The following is a 19,736-nucleotide window of genomic DNA, read 5'->3' on the forward strand; positions in this document are numbered from 1 at the left end:
ATTCGGTTCTAGGAGAACTTCCATGGCCACCGCGCCGCAGCCACAACTTCCGCTTTTCTACAAAGACTTGATGCCTCTAAACAGCCGTGATCATGCGGATTGGAAAGTGGCCAATTTCGAAGACGCGTCATTCCTCGCAAACACCCATGCCATCCCTCTGACAGTGGACGAGTTTGTCGATGCACAACGCAACTACCCGATCGTCTTTACCGCGAACGACACGCCGCTGCCGATCGCTCTGATGGGTCTTAACGAAGGCGTGAATACCTTCATTGACGATAATGGTAAGTTGGAAGCGGGCGTTTATGTCCCAGCTTACATTCGTCGCTACCCCTTCATCCTCGCTAAGCTTCAGGCAAACAGCGAAGAGATGTCACTATGCTTCGATCCCGAGGCTGGTGTGGTTGGTAAAGACAAAGAAGGTCAGACCTTGTTTGTCGTTGCTGCCGATAACGATGTTACTGCTCGCGAAGCAAAGCGTACAGAATTGCAGAATGCGGGCCAAGCTGACGCAGCTGCCGCACTTCCAACAATCAAGGCAGGTGATGTTGTCCCAACGCAGTACACTGACGATGTGCTCGAGTTCTGTCGTCGGTTTGAAACTTCAGGTCAACGTACCAAAGCATTCCTTGATCAGCTCAACGAACTGGACCTGATGATGGATGGCGAGATCGCCATCACCCGCAACGATATGCCAGACAAGCCTTTCGTGTATCGCGGCTTCCGCATGGTCGATGAAAAAAAACTGCGCGAACTCCCCACAGAGAAAGTGGAAGAGCTCAACAAGAGCGGAATGCTAATGTTGATCCACGCACACTTGTTCTCAATGAACCTGATGCGCATGGTATTTGAGCGTCAGAGCGCACAGGGAAAGGTGCCAATGCCTGAGGCTGCCTCCTGAGGTTACGCCTTGGCTTGCGAGAGCCAAAACATACGAAAAACCTCTTAGGGGGCGGCTAGGTAGTCGCCCCCTAACTGTTTCAATCTATGTGAGAATTGCTTCCAGATTCGATGCGATTAAGACGGCTCGTATCTTGAAAGCAGAAGCACCAGTGATTATTTAGAGGTTCGAAGCGGTTACCCCCTCATGAGCCGCTTCGGAGCGCGCTTTGCTTTAGCGCGATCCTCCCTGAACCTGGCCACCTCGTGCTTCCCCCTTTCGTGCGAGGTGGCTTCTTTTTGTCATTATGTTCGGAAGGCAGCCCTGCCCTTCGATTCGATACATCTGCAAACAGATCGCTGCTCTACTCAGCGGCTTGACGTATCTGTCCGCCCGAGCCTAGGCCTGCGGTTTCGGCCCCGAGGACGCGGACAAGACCCGCCAGCAGATTGGCAAGCACGGTCGCATTCTTCGTCGTCTCGGAAAAAGCGGTGTCAAGATAAGTCGTCCTGCACACCTCAATTTGAATACCATGAATGCCTTTGCTTCGTCGTGCATGACGGTCGAGCACGTAACCCCCTGAATAAGGGCGGTTATGGGCCGTCGCGCAGCCATTACTCTCAAGGTAACGAAACGCATTGCTTGCTAGCACATTGTCGCAAGACACACCGTAGCGATCGCCCAACACAATGCGCGGAGCCTTTTCTTCGCCAGCACGTCGACGCAGCGGAGGCATCGAATGCAAATCGATAAGGAGTGCTGCGCCCCAAGCATCCCGAATCCGCTCAAGCTCACGCTCCAAAAACTCGTGATAAGGACGATGAATCTGCTCAACTCGCCGTTCAACCTCGCCAAAGGAGATCTTTGAACGCCAAATCTCTCCGAATCCTGGCAACCTGCGGGGCACAAGCCCTAGACCGCTGCGAGCGCGGGCATTGCCAGACCCAGATGCAGAGACTGGTCCCGAAAAACCTCCCAAAAAGGCATCCTTGTCAAACCCTTTGGGCTTCGCAATCATGCCCCAGTCAATATCGTCCGCTGACCGATTGAGATCAAGAATAGCCCGCGGCGCATGCGCGACCAATAGTCCTGTTCCCGTGGCCCGAGCGACCTCCACTCCAACGACATCAATGCACCTATCTTCCAAACGCAGTTGGCTGTGGCGCGGGTCCCGCATGTGCGCGAGGGTTTCAGAAGGATAGGCACGCCCGGCGTGAGGTACAGCAATGAGGACGGGAAGTGGCATATGGCGCGGTGCAACATGAACAAATGCCGCGCCCGTACCATCGGCTTCCTCCTCCCCGGCAATCGAACCGCCCTTGGTGGTGACCAAGTCCCCTTGCACACGGCCTGGTTGGCCGCGCGAAGGCAGCACAGCATTGGAATATCGCATGGCAGGCGAGTGTTCAGGCATGAAGTACCTTTGCTGCCCGCTTTGATGTTGCAAGTCAAAGGCAGAATCGTCCAATGCGAGGACTGAACGACAAACGACGTACACATGCCCGAACGAATTCGGCGTTCTTCACCAAAGTTCGCAGCAAGAGTCACCTTCAAATCTCTGATCTCCTTCGTAAATCTTCTTACAATCCCGTTCCAGCGCATTTTAGTGCTTCACAAGGCAAAAGATTTCTTAAGCGATTGCCTGTATGACAACACCCATGACTACACCGCCCTCCCCGCGAATCCTTCTCGCCGAAGATGAAGAAGCAATGCGTGCCTATCTTGAGCGCGCGCTCACCAAAGCTGGCTTTGATGTGACCAGCGTTGATCGTGGGACAGAGGCTGTCCCTTTGCTCGAAAAGGAGCAGTTTGATCTGCTGCTGTCGGACATTGTTATGCCCGAAATGGACGGAATTGAGCTTGCACAGCGTTGCGCTGAATTGAGCCCGAGGACAAAGGTCATGTTCATCACCGGGTTTGCTGCGGTAAGCCTGCGCGCTAGTCGTGAACAACCCCATGCAAAGGTTCTGTCCAAGCCGTTCCACCTGCGTGATCTCGTTCTCGAAGTTGAACGGGTGTTTGAAGAACAGCGCGAAGCACAAATCTAGCAAAAAACTTGGTGTGCGCCCCTGCGAATCGCTTGCACTCGCTAGTCAGCTTCGCTAACGCGCCGCTTCCTGTACAGCAAAGCGTGCGGGCATGATGATGGTGCGGGCGTATAGCTCAGGGGTAGAGCACTATGTTGACATCGTAGGGGTCCCAAGTTCAAATCTTGGTACGCCCACCATCACCATTCAAAAGGCGTCGCAAATGCGGCGCCTTTTTGCGTATTGAAGCCCTGTGAACTAGACATTTTGCATGACAATTTCTCGATATCGCGACTGGTCCGAGCGGGTCTTGAACTTCTGGTTTAATGAACTGGAGGCGAAAGATTGGTTTGCTAAGAACGAGGCGCTCGATGCCGATATTGAGCAACGCTTTGGCCCATTGCGTCAACAACTCGCACATCAACGTTTTGACAAATTCCTCGGTTCGCCCAGACAGTCGCTTGCCGCGGTCATCTTGTTCGACCAGATGTCTCGCAACTTGTTCAGGGGCGACCCACGCAGTTTTGCAACGGACGAACTCGCCCTCGCGATTGCGCACGCGATGGTCGAAAGAGGCTGGGATAAAGAGATCGGCCGAGAGTACCGGGTCTTTGTTTACCTACCATTCGAGCACAGTGAAAACCTAGATGATCAGAACACAGCGGTGGAACTGATTGACACACTGGGTAATGAGGAATTCAGCCGATACGCGCACGCTCACCGCGATGTAATCGCCCGTTTTGGTCGGTTCCCTCACAGGAATGCGATTCTGAAACGGGGCTCCACACCACAAGAAGATGCCTATCTGAGCAAGCCTGGAAGCGGTTTTTAGCACTATATCGCGTCGGGTTTACCGACCGACTTGCGCAACGCCACTCCTCTGCTAAAGCCCGGGACAATGGATGGGATCACGCATCCTAACACTCACGTTTTATGACTTTCCTCTGAACGGAAGGAGCAGGCGCTCGCCATGCAAAAAATTAAGGTTCTAAACCCGGTCGTCGAACTCGACGGCGATGAAATGACCAAAATCATCTGGCAATGGATCCGCGAACGGCTGATCCTGCCTTATCTCGATGTCGATTTGAAGTATTACGACCTCTCCATCGAGAAACGCGACGAAACCGACGATCAGATCACCGTCGATGCTGCCAATGCGATCAAGGAGCACGGCGTTGGCGTCAAATGCGCGACTATCACGCCTGACGAGGCGCGCGTTGAAGAGTTCGACCTTAAAAAGATGTGGCGTTCACCCAACGGCACGATCCGCAACATCCTTGGTGGTGTTGTCTTCCGTGAACCGATCGTAATCGATAACGTGCCTCGTCTGGTGCCAGGTTGGACAAATCCGATTGTGGTTGGCCGCCACGCCTTTGGTGACCAGTATCGCGCGACAGACACGCTGATCCCAGGCCCGGGCAAACTGCGCCTCGTTTACGAAGGCGAAGACGGCACGAATCTCGATCTTGAGGTGTTCGAGTTTGAAAGCTCAGGCATTGCGATGGCGATGTACAATCTCGACGACTCTATCCGCGCCTTTGCGCGTGCTTCGATGAACTACGGTCTAGACCGCAAATGGCCAGTGTACCTCTCGACCAAGAACACGATCATGAAAGCCTATGACGGCCGCTTCAAAGACCTGTTCGAAGAAGTGTTTGAGAACGAGTTCAAAGAGAAGTTCGCGGAAGCCGGCATCACGTATGAACACCGTCTCATCGACGACATGGTCGCATCGGCTCTGAAATGGTCAGGCAAGTTCGTTTGGGCTTGTAAGAACTATGACGGCGACGTTCAGTCAGACACCGTCGCACAAGGCTTTGGCTCGCTTGGCCTGATGACGTCAGTCCTGATGACCCCTGATGGCAAGACAATCGAAGCAGAAGCTGCACACGGCACCGTTACCCGCCACTTCCGTCAACACGAGCAAGGCAAAGCGACATCGACAAACCCGATCGCTTCGATTTTCGCTTGGACCCGCGGCCTTATGTATCGCGGCAAGTTCGACGAGACACCTGATGTGGTCAAGTTTGCCGAAACGCTTGAGCGTGTCTGTATTGAGACTGTCGAGAAAGGTCAGATGACCAAAGACTTGGCGCTGCTCATTGGCCCATCGCAAAACTGGCTCACCACTGAGCAGTTCTTCGAAGCGATCGTGCAGAACCTCGAAACAGAGATGAAGAACTGGGCCTGATCTGGAAATTGGGCGGTGGCAAGTGGGGCATGGCGCTCGGCGCCGTGCTCCTGCTTTTGGCATCGCCCCTTCTTGCCCCACAGCTGCTTGCATTTCCGCACAAGACTGAGACGCCAATCGGCACTGTTTGGTCTGAAGAAGAGCTCGACCCGGATATGCTCTCCTTGACGGTAGAGCATACTCAGGAACGCCTCAGAACTTCCCCTCTTGCGGAAGCCAATGAGCAGCGCTGGGTTTTCATTACAGACGGCGGCTGGCGCTGGAAATATGTCGCGAACATCTCCAGCAGCGCTTTCGCAATCACGCGCCCACTTTCTCCAGCGGTCATTGTCAATCGCACCGATCCTAACTCCGGCGTGATCCGCAATGGTCGAGAGCTTGGAGGCGAGCGCGAGCTTGGCGGGTTGCTGGCACATGAGTTCGCACATGAATTGATCCGCCGGAACTACGGGCGATTGGCCTCGACACGTTTTCCCACTTGGAAAGTCGAAGGCTACTGCGACTATGTTGCGGGTGAGAGCACTCTGACCGAAGCGCAGGTTGCTCGGCTGAAAGACGACAATGAAGACCACCCAGCACTAATCTACTTCGAAGGGCGCAAGCGTGTGGAAGCGATTCTGAAGGCCAATGGTGGATCGGTCGATGCGCTGTTTGAAGAAGGTTAGGTTCACCCCTACACTCTTTCGATCAGGCGAGGAATTTGAACGAACGCGAACGATTCCCAGCATAGGCTATTTTTGCCAAGTGACTTGTTCCTAGGCGCAGGATAGAGACCGGGAATGGCAGGCGAACTCACCCTCTCTCCAGTGATGCAAGATGCCCTGGTAATCCTTGGATCAGCCGGCATCGTCATTCCCGTGTTCGCGCGATTCAGGATTACGCCCATCATCGGGTTTATCCTGATCGGGGTGCTTGTTGGGCCATTTGGCCTTGGCACGATGGTCGATAAAGTCCCTTGGCTTCAATATATAACCATATCCGAGCCGGAACGATTAACGCCCTTTGCCGACTTTGGAATAATTCTCTTGCTCTTTGCGATCGGGTTGGAATTGTCCTTCAACCGGTTGTGGCAGCTGAGAAAGCTTGTCTTTGGCCTCGGCAGCCTAGAGCTTCTGATCATCGGAAGCATTTCCGCAGCCTTCTTTGGCCAGTATTCGGGCATGGATTCAACCGCTGCGCTTGCCCTTGGCTTCGCACTTGCTTTCTCGTCCACCGCCATTGTGCTGCCGATTTCAGGCACAAGAAGCCCCGTCGGGCGCGCGGCACTCTCCATGCTCTTGTTCGAAGACATCATGATTGTGCCGATCATCTTTATCCTAGGTGCTCTCGCCCCCAATGCCGCCGCCGACGGCGTTGAGGGGATGACGAATACGCTGATCTATGGCGGCCTCGTCATCCTAGCATTGCTGGTGGTCGGACGATTTGCTTTGCCCCGCTTATTCAGTCAGGCTGCCCGCACCAAAAGCCCTGAGCTCTTTCTCGCCGCCACCATGCTCGTGGTGATTGGAGCCAGCCTAGCGACTTCTGCAACTGGCCTATCGCCGATCGTCGGCGCATTGATTGCTGGGCTTCTGATTGCAGAGACCGAGTATCACGGCGAGGTCGAAACGATCATGGAACCCTTTAAGGGCCTCGCTCTGGGCGTATTCCTGATCACCATTGGCATGTCGGTCAACGTGATGGAAATCTGGTCCAATGTCTGGGAAATCCTCGTCGCCGTGATCGGTGTTCTCGTCTTCAAAGCAATAATCACGAGCACACTTTTGCGCATGATGGGAGCAAGGCGCAGCACGGCCGCCGAAACCGGCGTCCTCATGGCGAGCCCTTCCGAAACCACTCTTATCGTCCTCGCAGCAGCGACCAGCGCTCTAGTGATCGACACTGAGACCGCCCAATTCTGGCAGATCGTAACAGCTCTTGGACTCACCATTACGCCGCTTCTTGCCCGACTTGGGCGCGTCATCGCCCGACGAATTGAAGTTACGCCTGAACTACCCGATGATGACAAAGATGAGCCGCGCACCATCATCATTGGCGGAGGTCGGGTCGGGCGGTTGATAGCAGACATGCTCTGCACCCATGATCAGCACTACGTGATCCTCGATTCCGATCCAGACCTCATCGCTGATGCGAAGCGAAACGGATACCGCGCGACATTTGGCGATGCGGCACGCGGCGATTCGCTTTCCCGGCTAGGGATAGAGACCGCTCCTTCAATTGTGCTCACCATGGATGAACCGGTTCTTGCCAAAAGGCTGGTCAGCAAACTGCGCCGCGAATATCCAAAGCTACTGATAGTTTCGCGCGCTCGCGATACCGATCACGCGGCACAGCTTTACCGAGCAGGAGCCAGCCACGCCGTGCCCGAAACGCTGGAAAGCTCGCTACAATTGTCTGAGGCCGTGTTGGTAGACATCGGAGTTGCGATGGGCCCAGTAATCGCCTCAATCCATGAGAAACGCGATGAGTACCGAGAAAAGCTCGAGATCGATGGCGGATTAAAGTCACCTCCAAAGCTGCGCCCATCGACTTTAGATGGGTGAGCGTTCGCTCGCACTCTCGCTAGAGGTAACCTGGAACGATGTGGGAACAGCGAAGCAAAGCTCTTTCTTGATTGCGAATCCCCTCACTTAAGAGAGTATTCAAGAGAGTTATTGGCTCAATATTCCCTTGACTGCCTCAATCGCGGCACTCGCTTTCGATCCATCCGGCCCGCCGCCCTGCGCCATATCGGGCCGACCACCGCCGCCTTTGCCGCCAAGCGTTGCAACGCCCGTTCGCACAAGATCGACCGCGCTAAACCGGTCCGTGAGATCATCAGTGACGGCCGCGGCAATGCTTGCTTTACCTTCATTCACCGCAACAATTGCGGCAACGCCGCTCCCCAGACGCTTCTTGGTCTCGTCCAACAAGGGGCGAAGCTCTTTAGGGTTAAGGCCTTCGAGTACTTGGCCGCTAAAGGCGACACCACCGATATCTTCATCGGTTGAGCCGGACGCTTCGCCGCTTGCGCCGCCACCGCCAAGCGCAAGAGCTTTCTTGGCCTCAGAGAGCTCTTTCTCAAGCCGCTTGCGCTCTTCCATAAGAGCAGTAATCCGGCCCGGCACATCCTCAGGGGTTGACCGGATGACGTTTGCCGCGGATTTCAAGGCTTCTTCGCGTGCCACCAACCAATTGCGTGCCGCATCACCCGTCAGGGCTTCGATCCGCCTAACTCCAGAGGAAACGGCGCTTTCGGAAATGATCCGGAAAAGGCCAATGTCGCCGGTCGCTTTCACATGGGTACCGCCGCACAGTTCGACCGAGTAGCTGCGCCCAGAACCGCCTTTGCGCCCCATAGACAAAACGCGGACTTCGTCACCGTACTTCTCACCAAACAGTGCCAATGCGCCCGCTTGGACAGCATCGTCGGGGCTCATCAACCGTGTGCCAACTTCCTCATTGGCAAGGATCTCGGCGTTCACTTCAGTCTCGATTGCAGCGATGTCCTCACTCGAAAGCGCTTTCGGATGAGAGAAGTCGAACCGCAGACGATCATCAGCGACCAGTGAGCCTTTTTGCGTCACATGATCGCCAAGCTGACCTCGCAACGCAGCATGAACGAGGTGCGTTGCGGAGTGGTTCGCGCGCACCTGATTGCGACGGGTCACATCCACATCCAACTGCACATTGTCACCGATCTTTACCTCTCCGGCGCTCACCGAAGCATGGTGGGCATGAAGGCGACCAAGTGGCTTGCTGGTGTCTTTGACCTTAGCAGCAAATCCTGCAGGCGTGCCGATTGTCCCGGTGTCGCCCGTCTGGCCACCGCTTTCGCCATAAAAGGGGGTTTGATTGGTAAGGATCACCACATCGTCACCAGCAGAGGCGTTTCGCACTTCTGCTCCGTCTTTTACGATGGCGACCACGCTGCCCTCGCCCGATGTGGCGGTGTAGCCAGTGAATTCGCTAGCGCCTTCGCGCTCCGCAATATCATACCAGATTTCCTCTGAAGCCGCCTCGCCTGAGCCTTTCCACGCCGCACGCGCAGCTTCTTTCTGACGCGCCATCGCTTGATCAAATCCACTACGGTCAACCGCAATTCCGCGAGCCCGCAGCGCGTCCTCAGTAAGGTCATAGGGGAAGCCATAAGTGTCGTAGAGCTTGAAGGCCGTCTCACCATCGAGTTCGCCGCCCTCACTCATATCACCTGTTGCTTCGTCAAGGAGCTTGAGCCCCTTATCCAGCGTTTTGCGGAACTGGGTTTCCTCGCGAAGCAGCACTTCTTCGATCAAAGCCTGCCCACGGGAGAGCTCAGGGTACGCTTGCCCCATTTCTGTGACGAGGGATGGCACAAGCCGATGCATCAAAGGCTCGCTAGCACCGAGCAAATGGGCATGGCGCATCGCGCGGCGCATAATCCGCCGCAGAACATAGCCGCGCCCTTCATTAGAAGGCAGCACACCATCGGCCATCAGGAAGGAAGTTGAGCGCAAATGGTCTGCGATCACGCGGTGGGAGGCGGTGCTGTCACCCGTTGCAGCCACTCCGGTCAGACCTTCCGAAGCAGCAATCAGGGCTTTGAAGGTATCGGTGTCGTAATTGTCATGGACACCCTGCATAACGGCAGCGATCCGCTCGAGACCCATACCGGTATCGATGGAGGGGCTTGGGAGATTGATCCTTGTGCCGTCCGCTTGTTGGTCGAACTGCATGAAAACAAGGTTCCAGATTTCAATAAACCGGTCGCCATCTTCGTCTGGGCTTCCGGGGGGACCGCCAGGGATATGTGCTCCATGGTCGTAGAAAATCTCCGAACACGGCCCACATGGCCCAGTCTCACCCATCGACCAGAAATTGTCGTTGGTAGCGATGCGAATGATGCGATCTTCTGCAAGACCGGCGATCTTGCGCCAAAGATCGAAAGCTTCATCGTCTGTGTGATAGACCGTCACAAGCAGTTTTTCAGCCGGAATACCCCATTCGCGGGTCAACAAATTCCAGGCGTTATGAATTGCCTGTTCCTTGAAGTAGTCGCCGAACGAAAAGTTGCCGAGCATCTCGAAGAATGTGTGGTGGCGTGCAGTATAGCCAACATTATCGAGATCATTGTGCTTGCCGCCAGCGCGCACACATTTCTGCGAGGAGGTGGCGCATGGCCCTGGGGGCGTTTCGAGCCCGGTAAAGACGTTTTTGAATGGCACCATGCCGGCGTTGACGAACATCAGTGTGGGATCGTTGTAAGGGACCAACGGCGCGCTGGGCACAGCGACATGTCCTTCAGCGGTGAAGAAATCGAGGAAGGAACGCCGGATATCGTTTGTCGAAGTCATGCCTATTGCCAAGCCATTTGATTGTTACGGCGTGCAGTTAAGCCATGCTCTTTGCAGCGACAAGCGAAAGCTATAACAGGCTTTTCGATCAGGCTAACCATGTTGCACCATGGCACACTCAAAAGTTGCTATGAGGGCGGTTGCGAAGGGCATCGATACGAAAAACCGGCGCAAAGTTCACTTCCCTCGATTGAGCGGAAGTGACTTTGTGCCGGTGTTCCGTTTCTCCGGGCGGCAAGAGGCCAAACTCTCGCGCTTGGTTTGCCCCATTCACTCAGGGACGCCCGCTTAAGGAGTTGATTGGTCAGTCCGCGTCCGGACCGGCCATCATCTCCTCGGCGACCTCATCGGTTTTACCGCGAATGGCGGCTTCCAATTTGTCGCAAACTTCTGGGTTCTCTTTGAGATAGACCTTGGCATTCTCACGGCCTTGGCCGATCCGCACGCTGTCATACGAATACCAGCTGCCTGACTTCTCAACGATACCGGCCTTAACACCAAGATCGAGTATCTCGCCGATTTTAGAGATGCCCTCCCCATACATAATGTCAAACTCAACCTGCTTGAACGGCGGGGCAACCTTATTCTTCACCACTTTGACGCGGGTCGAGTTACCAATCACTTCGTCGCGATCCTTGATCTGGCCGGTGCGACGAATGTCAAGACGGACCGAGGCGTAGAACTTGAGCGCGTTACCGCCCGTCGTTGTCTCTGGGTTGCCGTACATAACACCGATCTTCATGCGCAGCTGGTTGATGAAGATCACCATACACTTCGAGCGGTTGATTGAACCGGTCAGCTTACGCAGCGATTGCGACATAAGGCGCGCCTGAAGGCCAACGTGGCTGTCGCCCATCTCCCCTTCAATCTCTGCGCGCGGCACAAGCGCGGCAACTGAGTCAACAACCAAAATATCAATCGCGTTTGAACGAACAAGCGTATCGGTAATCTCAAGCGCTTGCTCACCCGTGTCAGGCTGTGAAACAATCAGCTCGTCGATGTCCACGCCCAAAGCTTTGGCGTAGACGGGATCCAGGGCATGCTCAGCATCAACAAACGCCGCTGTGCCGCCTGCCTTTTGCGCTTCTGCAATGGCATGCAAAGCGAGCGTCGTCTTACCAGAGCTTTCCGGGCCATAAACCTCGATCACGCGGCCTTTGGGAAGCCCCCCAATACCAAGCGCAATATCAAGCCCGAGCGAGCCAGTTGAAATCGACTCAACCTGCATCGCCTCTTTAGAGCCCAGCTTCATCGCCGAGCCCTTACCAAAGGCACGATCAATCTGTTGAAGAGCAGCGTCGAGCGCTTTTTGACGGTCCACGTCTTTTTCCTTGTTTACCAGCTTAAGTTGCGTAGCCATCGCATGCACTCCTTCGCTTGCATAGGTCCGATTAAGCACTTTTAACCGGCCTTCTGGGAAAGCCTGATTGCCACCCTCTGTTGGAGAGTATGTATCCTATTTGTTCTCATGGAACAAGGGGGGAACAAAAATTTCTTGAAGTTCGCTCTTTAAGCGTCCTGCGCGGCCTTCGCCTCTTGCATCACCATAGCCACTTTGTCGCTGATTGCCGCGACACTGAAAGGCTTGGGAAGGAAGTGCATGTTGGGTATGTCGATGTCCTTGCGCAAAGCCTCCTCGGCATAGCCCGACATAAACAGAACGGGAATGTGCGGATGCATCTCCCGGATTGCACGGACCATGGCGGGTCCGTCCATACCTGGCATCACAACGTCACTGACAACGATATCGAAATCGCTGTCCTTGCTGATCGCCTCAAGGCCGTCTTCCCCATCACTACAAGCCGTGATTTGATATCCAGCGCGTGCCAATGCCCGTTCTGCCACCGCGCGCACCATATCCTCATCTTCGACCAACAACACTTTGCCACCGGCGGACCAGTCAGATGAGGCCTCAGGCACTGCCACCTTGCGGCGCTGCGGTGTTTCGCCCGCATGGACAGGGAGATAGATGGTAAAACGCGCGCCCATTGGGCGGCCTGAGGCATTCATCACATTGTCAGCGAAGATGAAGCCGCCCGATTGCTTTATGATCCCATAGACAGTTGAAAGGCCCAGTCCCGTACCCTTGCCCTGTTCCTTCGTCGTGAAGAAAGGCTCAAACAGCTTGGGTAGGACTTTAGCAGGAATACCGCCGCCGTTATCTTGCACAATCAGCACGGTGTAATCGGCAGCTGGTAAAATCTCTGAACCAAACTTCACCACCTCGTGCGATTTGACGCTACGAGTAAGAAGAGAGATGCGGCCCTGCGCGGATTCTTTGCGCATGCGCCCATGCGCGCCATTCATATTGATCGCGTCGCGGGCATTCACCGCGAGATTCATGATGACCTGCTCAAGCTGCTGCGGATCAGCGCGCACTGGGCCAAGATTACGGTCGTGCTGGATAAGGTAATCGATCTTCTCGCCCAGCAGACGTTTGATCAGGGGGCCCACTTCGCTGATCACGTCGGGCAATTGCAAAATCTCGGGCCGAAGGGTTTGTTGGCGTGAAAAGGCCAGCAATTGGCGGGTCAAAGACGCAGCGCGGTTCGAGTTTGCGCGGATTTGCTGGATGTCGTCGTAATCACTGTCACCCGGCGTGTGCCGTAGCAACATGAGATCACATGTGCCGATGATCGCGGTGAGAACATTGTTGAAGTCATGCGCAACCCCGCCAGCCAACTGGCCGACGGCCTGCATCTTGGTCGCTTGGGCAACCTGGCGTTTAAGCTGGGTTTCTTCAGAACTGTCCGCGAGGCTGAGAAGAACTGCTGCTTCACCAAGCCCCCTGACCCCTGCAAGCCCCATTGAGACAGGCTCTTCGGGCTGCGAACTCAGGCGAACCGCCATATCGCCCCGAGAAGCAGGACCACGCCCATGACGACGCACCGCATCAGAAAGCGCCCCCTTGTCTTCGCGGACTACAAGATCGGTTGGAAATGCAGGAAGCTCTCCCTCTCTCTTGCCAACCGAGCGCAGAAAAGCCTCATTGCCAAACAGGAAACGGCCATCGCGGTCCGTCATCGCAAGCCCAAGCGGCAATTGCGCAAGCAGAGCCTCGAGCTGAGCAACGCCAGCCTGTGCAGAACCATCCCAACCGCTGCCAATGCCGACGCCGCTATCGACCAACAGCATAAGAGTGGCGCCGTCTTCTGGCGAAGGTGGAGCGCCAGCAAGGCCGGGCTCCGACAGTGGCACGTCGATCAATGTTTGCGGTGTCCCGCCGCGCCCCTCTCGCGCAAAAAAGATGCGTTCACGCTCATCGGCACGCAGAAAAGAGACAAGCGGTTGCCCGACCAATGTTGCTGCCCTGTCGCCGACTGCCCTTTCGGCAAAACCCGCACCAACGCTTCGGATGGTTCCATCGGGGCCGGTAATCACCGCTTCGATGCCAGCTCGGCTCAGAACGCCCCCGAAAGCGCCCGTCAGATCCACCTGAGCTGCATCGCTGGGCGAAGCGACAATCTTGCGCTCAAAGCGCCAAATCAGATGGTCATCTCCGCGCCCGGCCCGCGTGGCGCGAACGCCCCATTGGCGCAGATCGCTGTCGTCCATCTCATCGATCTCGCCTTCGCCATCGCGCCACGCGCTGCGAGCTACCTTGTTTAGAGCAGCTAAGGCTGGCCGCTCAACATCGAGCAATGGAGGCGGGCTTTCGGTACCAAAGGCCTGGATGAAGGCTTGGTTGGCGCAGACCAAGCGATTGGCACGATCAGTAATGGCAATCGCTTCACCGGCGCCTTCGTCGCTCGTCTCGATTGCCGCCACAGTAACTGACCAATCATGCGAGGCGACTTCGGTGGTCGCGGGTTTGGAACTGAATCGTTCAGCCGCGAGTGCGCCCATCAGGAGCACCACGAGCCCGCCCGCATAGACACCGGTGATCAGGCCATCAGAGGTGGCCGCAAACAATAGCACCGCGCTCAGCACCAAAGCTGCAGCGACACCGACGAGCAGCAATGAGCCCGGCTTCGCCGCAGGTATATTGGTAGACAGTTCGATGTCACCGCCAGTTTCTGCTGAATTACCGATCACGCTTTTCCCGATCAAGATTGTATTCGCCTTAGCGCGCACGATCACATGACTCAGGCGAGTCATCTTTCACGCACAAGGCCTGCGAATACTAAATCGGCAATCGGTCAGGGTCGAGGGTTCACCCCTACTGATTCGAGCGTTTTGCCCGCTTGCGTGCAACCTTTCGTCCCACAATGAAGCGCCAGATCCAGCTGGCCGCGAGATAGCCTACTGCGGAGGTCATCACGGCAAGCACAAAAAAGCCGACAACCGTGACTCCTGCCACCTGAAAGGCATCGACGATATACACCCACCAAGTGTTGTTGGCCTGAGACATCACCATGTCAGCGGCGGCTTGATCGATGCGCAGAATAAAGTTGCCGACCCGGTTTGCGACGACCGCCCAAAAGGCGATCGTGAATGGATTGGTTACAAAAGTCACGGCAGCAGCAAGCGGGACATTGGCACGCGCGGGCAATGCCAAAAATGCAGCAAGAAAGATTTGTCCGACAGGAATAATGAATGCCGCAAATAGGCCCAGTGCTACTCCCCGAGGGACTGAACGCCGAGTAAAGCGCCATAGCTCTGGATTGAGAAAACGGTGTGCGATGGGAGCGAGATATTTATTCTTAGCCATCTCCTCACGGCTAGGCATCGATCGGCCAAGACGGTGCGTAACCCATGCCCATGGGTTCGGCAGGAAACCAGGAGAAGATTGCGGATGCGAGCCCACTAAACAGCCTGCCTTTCTTGTGCGCCCAATGGCACGTCGAAACTCAAACTGCAAAGAGGAAAGCACACCATCATCGTTGGCATATGGGTAGCACCCATTGTCTGACCAATGGGTGAACTGGATTAATGATAAAATTACCGCGTTTTTGGGAATCAGCCGATCACGTTTGGGCTAGGATCCCTCTCGCATAAGGCGCGCTTTGTCGCGCTTCCAATCGCGATCCTTGATGCTAGCCCTCTTGTCATGGGCCTGTTTGCCTTTTGCCAGCGCCAGCTCCACCTTCGCTCGTCCCGTGCGGTTGAAATAGATGGACAACGGAACCAGCGTCATGCCTTTCCGCTCGACCGCACCGAACAGCTTATTGATCTCACGCCCATTGAGCAGCAGCTTGCGAGGCCGTTTGGGTTCATGGTTGAGGCGGTTGCCATGGCTGTATTCGGGGATATTGGCGTTCACCAACCAGACCTCCCCATCCCGGACCTCGGCATAGCTTTCTGCGATCGTTGCCTGCCCTGCGCGCAGTGCCTTCACCTCGGTCCCTTGCAGAGCAAGGCCGGCCTCAAATTTGTCCTCAATGTGATAATCGTACCGCGCGCGGCGATTTTCCGCGACAGTTTTCACTTTATCGAAAGTCTCAGGTTTGGGCCGTGCCATGACTATCTCTTACACCAAACCCGCATGTTCGAGTGCGGCATCGACTGCCTTGCGCGATTCCGCTGATGCTTCGACGATCGGCAAACGAACGCTGGGCGAAAACCACTCCTGCACCCGGCTCAGCGCGTACTTTACCGGCGCAGGAGAAGCATCAGAGAACATCGCATAGTGCAGCGGGAACAGCCGATCATTGAGTTCACGCGCGCGCTTCAACTCATTGTTGTTGATCGCCTCTTGAAACTCCGCACACAAGGCCGGTGCGACATTGGCAGTGACTGATATCGCGCCTCTTCCCCCGGCGGCATTGTGTGGGAGCCAAAGCTCATCATTGCCTGACAACTGACAAAACTCACGGCCAATGCCCATCCGGTGATCCGCAACTCGGCTAAGGTCTCCACTCGCATCTTTGATCGCGACGATTTGGTCTGGATACTTATTGACGAGCGCCACAACCGTCTCATCCTCAAGGTCAGTAACCGTGCGCGAAGGTACATTGTAGAGCACAATTGGCAGATCGCAGGTTTCCGCGAGATAGCCGAAATGCGCCATCAGTCCCCCCTGACCTGGCCGGTTGTAATACGGGGCGACACAAAGCCCGGCCGCTGCGCCTGCCTTTTTGGCAAAATTCATATGCAAGGCTGCGTTGCGCGTATCATTTGATCCACAACCGGCAATCACGGGCACCCGCCCCGCAGCCTGTTCGATGCAAACCTCAATAACCCGATGGTGTTCTGCATTTGAGAGAGTGGATGCCTCACCCGTCGTCCCGCACGGGACCAATGCAGAGCTCCCGTTTTCGATTTGCCAATCAACAAGTTTGCGAAAGGCGCTTTCGTCAAACGATCCGTCGCGAAAAGGAGTCGCTAGAGCGGGAATGGAGCCGCTGAACATTGTAATCTTCCTGTATTGAACAATAAATGTGAAATTGGTTGAAGGGGCGTCAACCACCTTCTCGTTCAGCGCCTACTAAGGAGCCCATCGGCATTATGTCCAGCATGGTCAGAAATTTGCTTACATTACCCCCTGCTATAGTCGGTGCCTTGGCAGCTGTTGCCGCTTGCTCGATTGGAGCGCTTTCGACACCGTCTTCCGCCCAGATGAGCGCCGCCAATCAACGCGGAAATATGGTCGCAGGCCAACCGCAATTTGCGGGCGCAGCCATTACCCGATGGGAACGCTTGCAAGGCGATGGCGAATACACTTTCTCAAACTACGCAGGCTTCGCGCTCGCCTATCCTGACTTTCCGAGGATGGAGGTTATTCGCATCAAGGCTGAGGAACGTCTTGATGAAGAGGCTCCATCACGCTCCGATATTCTGAGTTTCTTTGATGCCCACCCACCGCTGACCAATGCTGGTCGCGCACGCTATGCCCTCACGCTTGCCGGAGCACAGCGTGCCGATGCATTCAATGTTGCGCGCGAAGCTTGGCGCGGCGGGACTATGTCCGGACCAACTGAAGCCTATTTGATTGGCCTCTTTGGTTCCCGCTTCACAGCTGAGGATCACGCGGCACGGATGGACGCGTTGCTTTGGCAAGGCGATGCCGAAGCTGCAGAGCGGCAAATGGTCAACGTTTCTTCAAGCAAGCGCGAAATGGCTTTAGCACGCCTTGCCTTGATCCGGGGATCGACACCGCAGGCAGCCGGGCTTGCGACACCAACTAATGCACTGAGCGATGCAGGGTATACGTACAACCTCGCGCGATATTTCCTGGCACGCAGTGAGACCGGAAGCGCTATCAATCTGCTGGAAAGCCGCCCGAAATTTGGATCGCCCGCTTTCGATCCCGAGGGACTTGTCGGCGTCATGTTGACGGCCGCCAAAGCGGCGAACGCCTCTGACACTGTTCGCATCGCGAGCAAGATTGACGATCTTTTCGAGCCGGGAACCGACATTTCCAAAGGCTCCTTTCGTCTGCGTGATCGGTATACCGATTTGATGTGGATGGGAGGAACAAATGCACTTTGGCGTCTTCGTGATGGCGCATCCGCAGCTCCGCTGTTTCTGCGATATGGCGATGCCGCGCGCACGCCTCTGACCAAATCTAAAGGCTATTTCTGGGCAGGCCGAGCTGCACGCCAAGCCGGGCTCACCGAGGATGCTCAGCGTTACTTTGAGAAAGCGGCGCAATATCCGCACTATTATTATGGCCAATTGGCAATCGGTGCGCTGGGCCGCGCCATGCCCAATTTCGCGGAAATCCCTCAAGTCCAGATTGATCCGAATGCCCGCGCTGAATTTGAAGAGCGCCCGCTTGTAAAAGCAATTCGGTCCATAGCCAGCAATCGCGTCAGATGGCAGACCGAGCGGCGTTTCTTCCAGGCCATCGGTGCCAGCGCTCAAACTCCGGAAGACGTCGCCATGCTTAGCCAGCTTGCAGCGCAAGTAGGCCTTCCGGAAATGGCCGTCGTTCTCGGCATGGAAGCGGGCGCAAGCGGCATTCAAGGTGTCGAGCGGGCAGGTTTCCCGGTTGTGCCGACGCCACGCGTCAACGATTGGACCATGGTCCACGCCATCGCCCGGCAGGAGAGCGAGTTTGACCGAACTCGGCGCAGCCATGCCAACGCGATCGGCATGATGCAGCTTTTGCGCAGCACAGCACGCGAGGAAGCGGGTATCCTTGGTATCCAGTATTTGAGCGCGAACCTTACTGAAGACCCGCTCTACAATATTACTCTGGGTGATGCGCACTTCGCCCGTCGCATGGACCTTTATGGCGGAGCCTATCCGCTTGCGATTGCCTCTTACAACGCCGGCCCAGGGCGGGTGAGACAGTGGATCCGACTCAACGGAGACCCACGCAATGGCTCAATCGATTGGGTTGAGTGGATCGAGAAAATCCCCGCCAATTTCGAGACACGCTATTATGTGATGCGCGTGATCGGCAATGCGGTGAGCTATTCGCATATGTATCCGCAGCAAGCCGGGCGACTTCGCACGGTCGACACCTTCCTTCCCTAATGTCTGCGCCGCAGGGTCCACCGATCACCCCGCAAGGGATGGCGGCGCTCAAAGCGCGTTATGATCATTTGCTTGGGAAAGAGCGCCCAGAGATCGTTGAGATCGTCAGCTGGGCGGCTGGCAATGGCGACCGCAGCGAGAATGGTGACTATCTCTATGGTCGCAAGCGCATGCGTGAGATTGACCGAGAGCTTGGCTATCTCTCGCGTCGAATGAAGAGATGCCGCGTAGTCAATCCTGCTGACCAACCGGATAAGACACGCGTCTTTTTCGGGGCGACGGTTGAGCTCGCCGATGAGAACGATGAGCGAATGGCGGTCCAAGTCGTCGGTGATGACGAACAGAATGCAAGCGAAGGGCGTATAGGCTGGTCCTCCCCCATCGCGAAGGCTCTCAAAGGTGCTTCAATTGGGGATTGCCGTATCGTGAAGCTTCCCGGGGGCCTAAAAGAATGGGAAGTGATGGCGGTTAGATATGACTAATCGCGCGCTTCTTATCTTGGGGTTGCTGGCCCTTTCCGCCCCTGCATCAGCGCGTGACAGCCTTGGAGTTTATTCCGATTGGGCGGCATTTCGTGATGACAATCCATCGCGCTGCTATGCGATTGCCAAACCAACGCGAAGCTCTGACACAGACCCCTTTGCGAGTGTTGCCACATGGCCAGACACGGGGGTTCGAGGACAACTCCACATCCACCTCTCGCGTGATGTTGGGGAGGAAGTCTCTGCCACACTCAATATCGGCGATCAGAGATTTGATCTGGTGATCAATGGCCGCAATGCCTGGGCAGCGGACAACACTATGGATGCTGCCATTGTCGCGGCCATGCGTTCAGCGACCAGAATGACCGTAAGTGCACGCGGCAGCAATGGCGCTCGCTTTTCAGATCGCTATAGCCTGTCTGGAGCTGCCACCGCCATGGATGCAGCAGTTGTAGGATGCGCAAGTAGAGGCTGACAAAC

General features: G+C 55.7%; 16 protein-coding genes and 1 tRNA gene. 10 read left to right on the forward strand and 7 right to left on the reverse strand.

All coding sequences use genetic code 11. The features are described 5' to 3' along the window. Window positions 1–22 precede the first annotated feature (22 nt). Window positions 23–901: a SapC family protein gene (locus Q0778_RS03255; RefSeq protein WP_298333957.1), complete on the forward strand. Its 879-nt coding sequence runs from the start codon at window positions 23–25 to the stop codon at window positions 899–901. A 343-nt stretch (window positions 902–1,244) separates the two neighbouring features. On the opposite strand, the gene Q0778_RS03260 is transcribed toward Q0778_RS03255, so the two are convergent. Then, complete coding sequence (locus tag Q0778_RS03260) at window positions 1,245–2,294, reverse strand: N-formylglutamate amidohydrolase (protein WP_298333959.1); 1,050 nt, start codon at window positions 2,292–2,294, stop codon at window positions 1,245–1,247. Between the two features lie 244 nt (window positions 2,295–2,538). Here Q0778_RS03260 and cpdR point away from each other — a divergent pair, with 244 nt between their 5' ends. The 6 genes from cpdR (at window position 2,539) to Q0778_RS03290 (ending at window position 7,641) form a co-directional block, all read left to right on the forward strand. Beyond that, window positions 2,539–2,928, forward strand: coding sequence for a cell cycle two-component system response regulator CpdR (gene cpdR, locus Q0778_RS03265; RefSeq protein WP_298305532.1), 390 nt, complete (start codon window positions 2,539–2,541; stop codon window positions 2,926–2,928). Between the two features lie 104 nt (window positions 2,929–3,032). Beyond that, window positions 3,033–3,107: transfer RNA gene (locus tag Q0778_RS03270), tRNA-Val, on the forward strand. 71 nt (window positions 3,108–3,178) lie between these two features. Continuing rightward, window positions 3,179–3,739 (forward strand): DUF924 family protein, encoded by a 561-nt coding sequence (locus Q0778_RS03275; RefSeq protein WP_298304399.1) that lies wholly within the window; start codon window positions 3,179–3,181, stop codon window positions 3,737–3,739. 138 nt (window positions 3,740–3,877) lie between these two features. Next, window positions 3,878–5,098, forward strand: a complete 1,221-nt coding sequence (locus tag Q0778_RS03280) for an NADP-dependent isocitrate dehydrogenase (protein WP_298304397.1) — start codon at window positions 3,878–3,880, stop codon at window positions 5,096–5,098. Between the two features lie 29 nt (window positions 5,099–5,127). After that, the gene (locus Q0778_RS03285) at window positions 5,128–5,763 is read left to right on the forward strand and encodes a hypothetical protein (RefSeq protein WP_298333961.1); all 636 of its coding nucleotides are present in this window, start codon (window positions 5,128–5,130) and stop codon (window positions 5,761–5,763) included. A 114-nt stretch (window positions 5,764–5,877) separates the two neighbouring features. Beyond that, a complete protein-coding gene (locus tag Q0778_RS03290; protein ID WP_298304392.1) occupies window positions 5,878–7,641 on the forward strand; it encodes a cation:proton antiporter in 1,764 nt (587 codons plus the stop codon). A 108-nt stretch (window positions 7,642–7,749) separates the two neighbouring features. On the opposite strand, the gene alaS is transcribed toward Q0778_RS03290, so the two are convergent. The 6 genes from alaS to dapA form a co-directional block, all read right to left on the reverse strand. After that, window positions 7,750–10,410, reverse strand: coding sequence for an alanine--tRNA ligase (alaS, locus tag Q0778_RS03295; RefSeq protein WP_298333963.1), 2,661 nt, complete (start codon window positions 10,408–10,410; stop codon window positions 7,750–7,752). A 304-nt stretch (window positions 10,411–10,714) separates the two neighbouring features. Continuing rightward, on the reverse strand, window positions 10,715–11,770 hold the full coding sequence (recA, locus tag Q0778_RS03300) for a recombinase RecA (RefSeq protein ID WP_298304388.1): 1,056 nt from the start codon (window positions 11,768–11,770) through the stop codon (window positions 10,715–10,717). A gap of 149 nt (window positions 11,771–11,919) precedes the next feature. Next, on the reverse strand, window positions 11,920–14,508 hold the full coding sequence (locus Q0778_RS03305) for a response regulator (RefSeq protein ID WP_298333965.1): 2,589 nt from the start codon (window positions 14,506–14,508) through the stop codon (window positions 11,920–11,922). 61 nt (window positions 14,509–14,569) lie between these two features. Next, window positions 14,570–15,061 (reverse strand): DUF2062 domain-containing protein, encoded by a 492-nt coding sequence (locus tag Q0778_RS03310; RefSeq protein ID WP_298333967.1) that lies wholly within the window; start codon window positions 15,059–15,061, stop codon window positions 14,570–14,572. A 267-nt stretch (window positions 15,062–15,328) separates the two neighbouring features. Beyond that, window positions 15,329–15,811, reverse strand: a complete 483-nt coding sequence (gene smpB, locus Q0778_RS03315; RefSeq protein ID WP_298304382.1) for an SsrA-binding protein SmpB — start codon at window positions 15,809–15,811, stop codon at window positions 15,329–15,331. Between the two features lie 9 nt (window positions 15,812–15,820). After that, window positions 15,821–16,702 (reverse strand): 4-hydroxy-tetrahydrodipicolinate synthase, encoded by an 882-nt coding sequence (dapA, locus tag Q0778_RS03320; protein WP_298333968.1) that lies wholly within the window; start codon window positions 16,700–16,702, stop codon window positions 15,821–15,823. Between the two features lie 95 nt (window positions 16,703–16,797). Between dapA and Q0778_RS03325 the strand changes: the two genes are divergently transcribed. The 3 genes from Q0778_RS03325 to Q0778_RS03335 are packed head-to-tail and all read left to right on the forward strand — an operon-like array spanning window position 16,798 to window position 19,731. Further along, a complete protein-coding gene (locus Q0778_RS03325) occupies window positions 16,798–18,774 on the forward strand; it encodes a lytic transglycosylase domain-containing protein (protein WP_298333970.1) in 1,977 nt (658 codons plus the stop codon). Then, window positions 18,774–19,256: a GreA/GreB family elongation factor gene (locus tag Q0778_RS03330; protein WP_298333972.1), complete on the forward strand. Its 483-nt coding sequence runs from the start codon at window positions 18,774–18,776 to the stop codon at window positions 19,254–19,256. The genes Q0778_RS03325 and Q0778_RS03330 overlap by 1 nt, the downstream gene beginning before the upstream one ends. Then, entirely contained in the window at window positions 19,249–19,731 is a 483-nt protein-coding gene (locus Q0778_RS03335; protein ID WP_298333974.1) for an invasion associated locus B family protein, read from the forward strand. The genes Q0778_RS03330 and Q0778_RS03335 overlap by 8 nt, the downstream gene beginning before the upstream one ends. The last annotated feature ends 5 nt before the right edge of the window (window positions 19,732–19,736 follow it).

Origin of the sequence: uncultured Erythrobacter sp. (genome assembly GCF_947502395.1) — a bacterium.
GTDB lineage: Bacteria > Pseudomonadota > Alphaproteobacteria > Sphingomonadales > Sphingomonadaceae > Erythrobacter.

Coding starts and splice junctions, on each gene's coding strand:
- Q0778_RS03255 (WP_298333957.1), top strand. CDS start 23: ATGGCCACCGCGCCGCAGCCACAACTTCCGCTTTTCTACAAAGACTTG.
- Q0778_RS03260 (WP_298333959.1), bottom strand. CDS start 2,294: ATGCCTGAACACTCGCCTGCCATGCGATATTCCAATGCTGTGCTGCCT.
- cpdR (WP_298305532.1), top strand. CDS start 2,539: ATGACTACACCGCCCTCCCCGCGAATCCTTCTCGCCGAAGATGAAGAA.
- Q0778_RS03275 (WP_298304399.1), top strand. CDS start 3,179: ATGACAATTTCTCGATATCGCGACTGGTCCGAGCGGGTCTTGAACTTC.
- Q0778_RS03280 (WP_298304397.1), top strand. CDS start 3,878: ATGCAAAAAATTAAGGTTCTAAACCCGGTCGTCGAACTCGACGGCGAT.
- Q0778_RS03285 (WP_298333961.1), top strand. CDS start 5,128: ATGGCGCTCGGCGCCGTGCTCCTGCTTTTGGCATCGCCCCTTCTTGCC.
- Q0778_RS03290 (WP_298304392.1), top strand. CDS start 5,878: ATGGCAGGCGAACTCACCCTCTCTCCAGTGATGCAAGATGCCCTGGTA.
- alaS (WP_298333963.1), bottom strand. CDS start 10,410: ATGACTTCGACAAACGATATCCGGCGTTCCTTCCTCGATTTCTTCACC.
- recA (WP_298304388.1), bottom strand. CDS start 11,770: ATGGCTACGCAACTTAAGCTGGTAAACAAGGAAAAAGACGTGGACCGT.
- Q0778_RS03305 (WP_298333965.1), bottom strand. CDS start 14,508: ATGACTCGCCTGAGTCATGTGATCGTGCGCGCTAAGGCGAATACAATC.
- Q0778_RS03310 (WP_298333967.1), bottom strand. CDS start 15,061: ATGGCTAAGAATAAATATCTCGCTCCCATCGCACACCGTTTTCTCAAT.
- smpB (WP_298304382.1), bottom strand. CDS start 15,811: ATGGCACGGCCCAAACCTGAGACTTTCGATAAAGTGAAAACTGTCGCG.
- dapA (WP_298333968.1), bottom strand. CDS start 16,702: ATGTTCAGCGGCTCCATTCCCGCTCTAGCGACTCCTTTTCGCGACGGA.
- Q0778_RS03325 (WP_298333970.1), top strand. CDS start 16,798: ATGTCCAGCATGGTCAGAAATTTGCTTACATTACCCCCTGCTATAGTC.
- Q0778_RS03330 (WP_298333972.1), top strand. CDS start 18,774: ATGTCTGCGCCGCAGGGTCCACCGATCACCCCGCAAGGGATGGCGGCG.
- Q0778_RS03335 (WP_298333974.1), top strand. CDS start 19,249: ATGACTAATCGCGCGCTTCTTATCTTGGGGTTGCTGGCCCTTTCCGCC.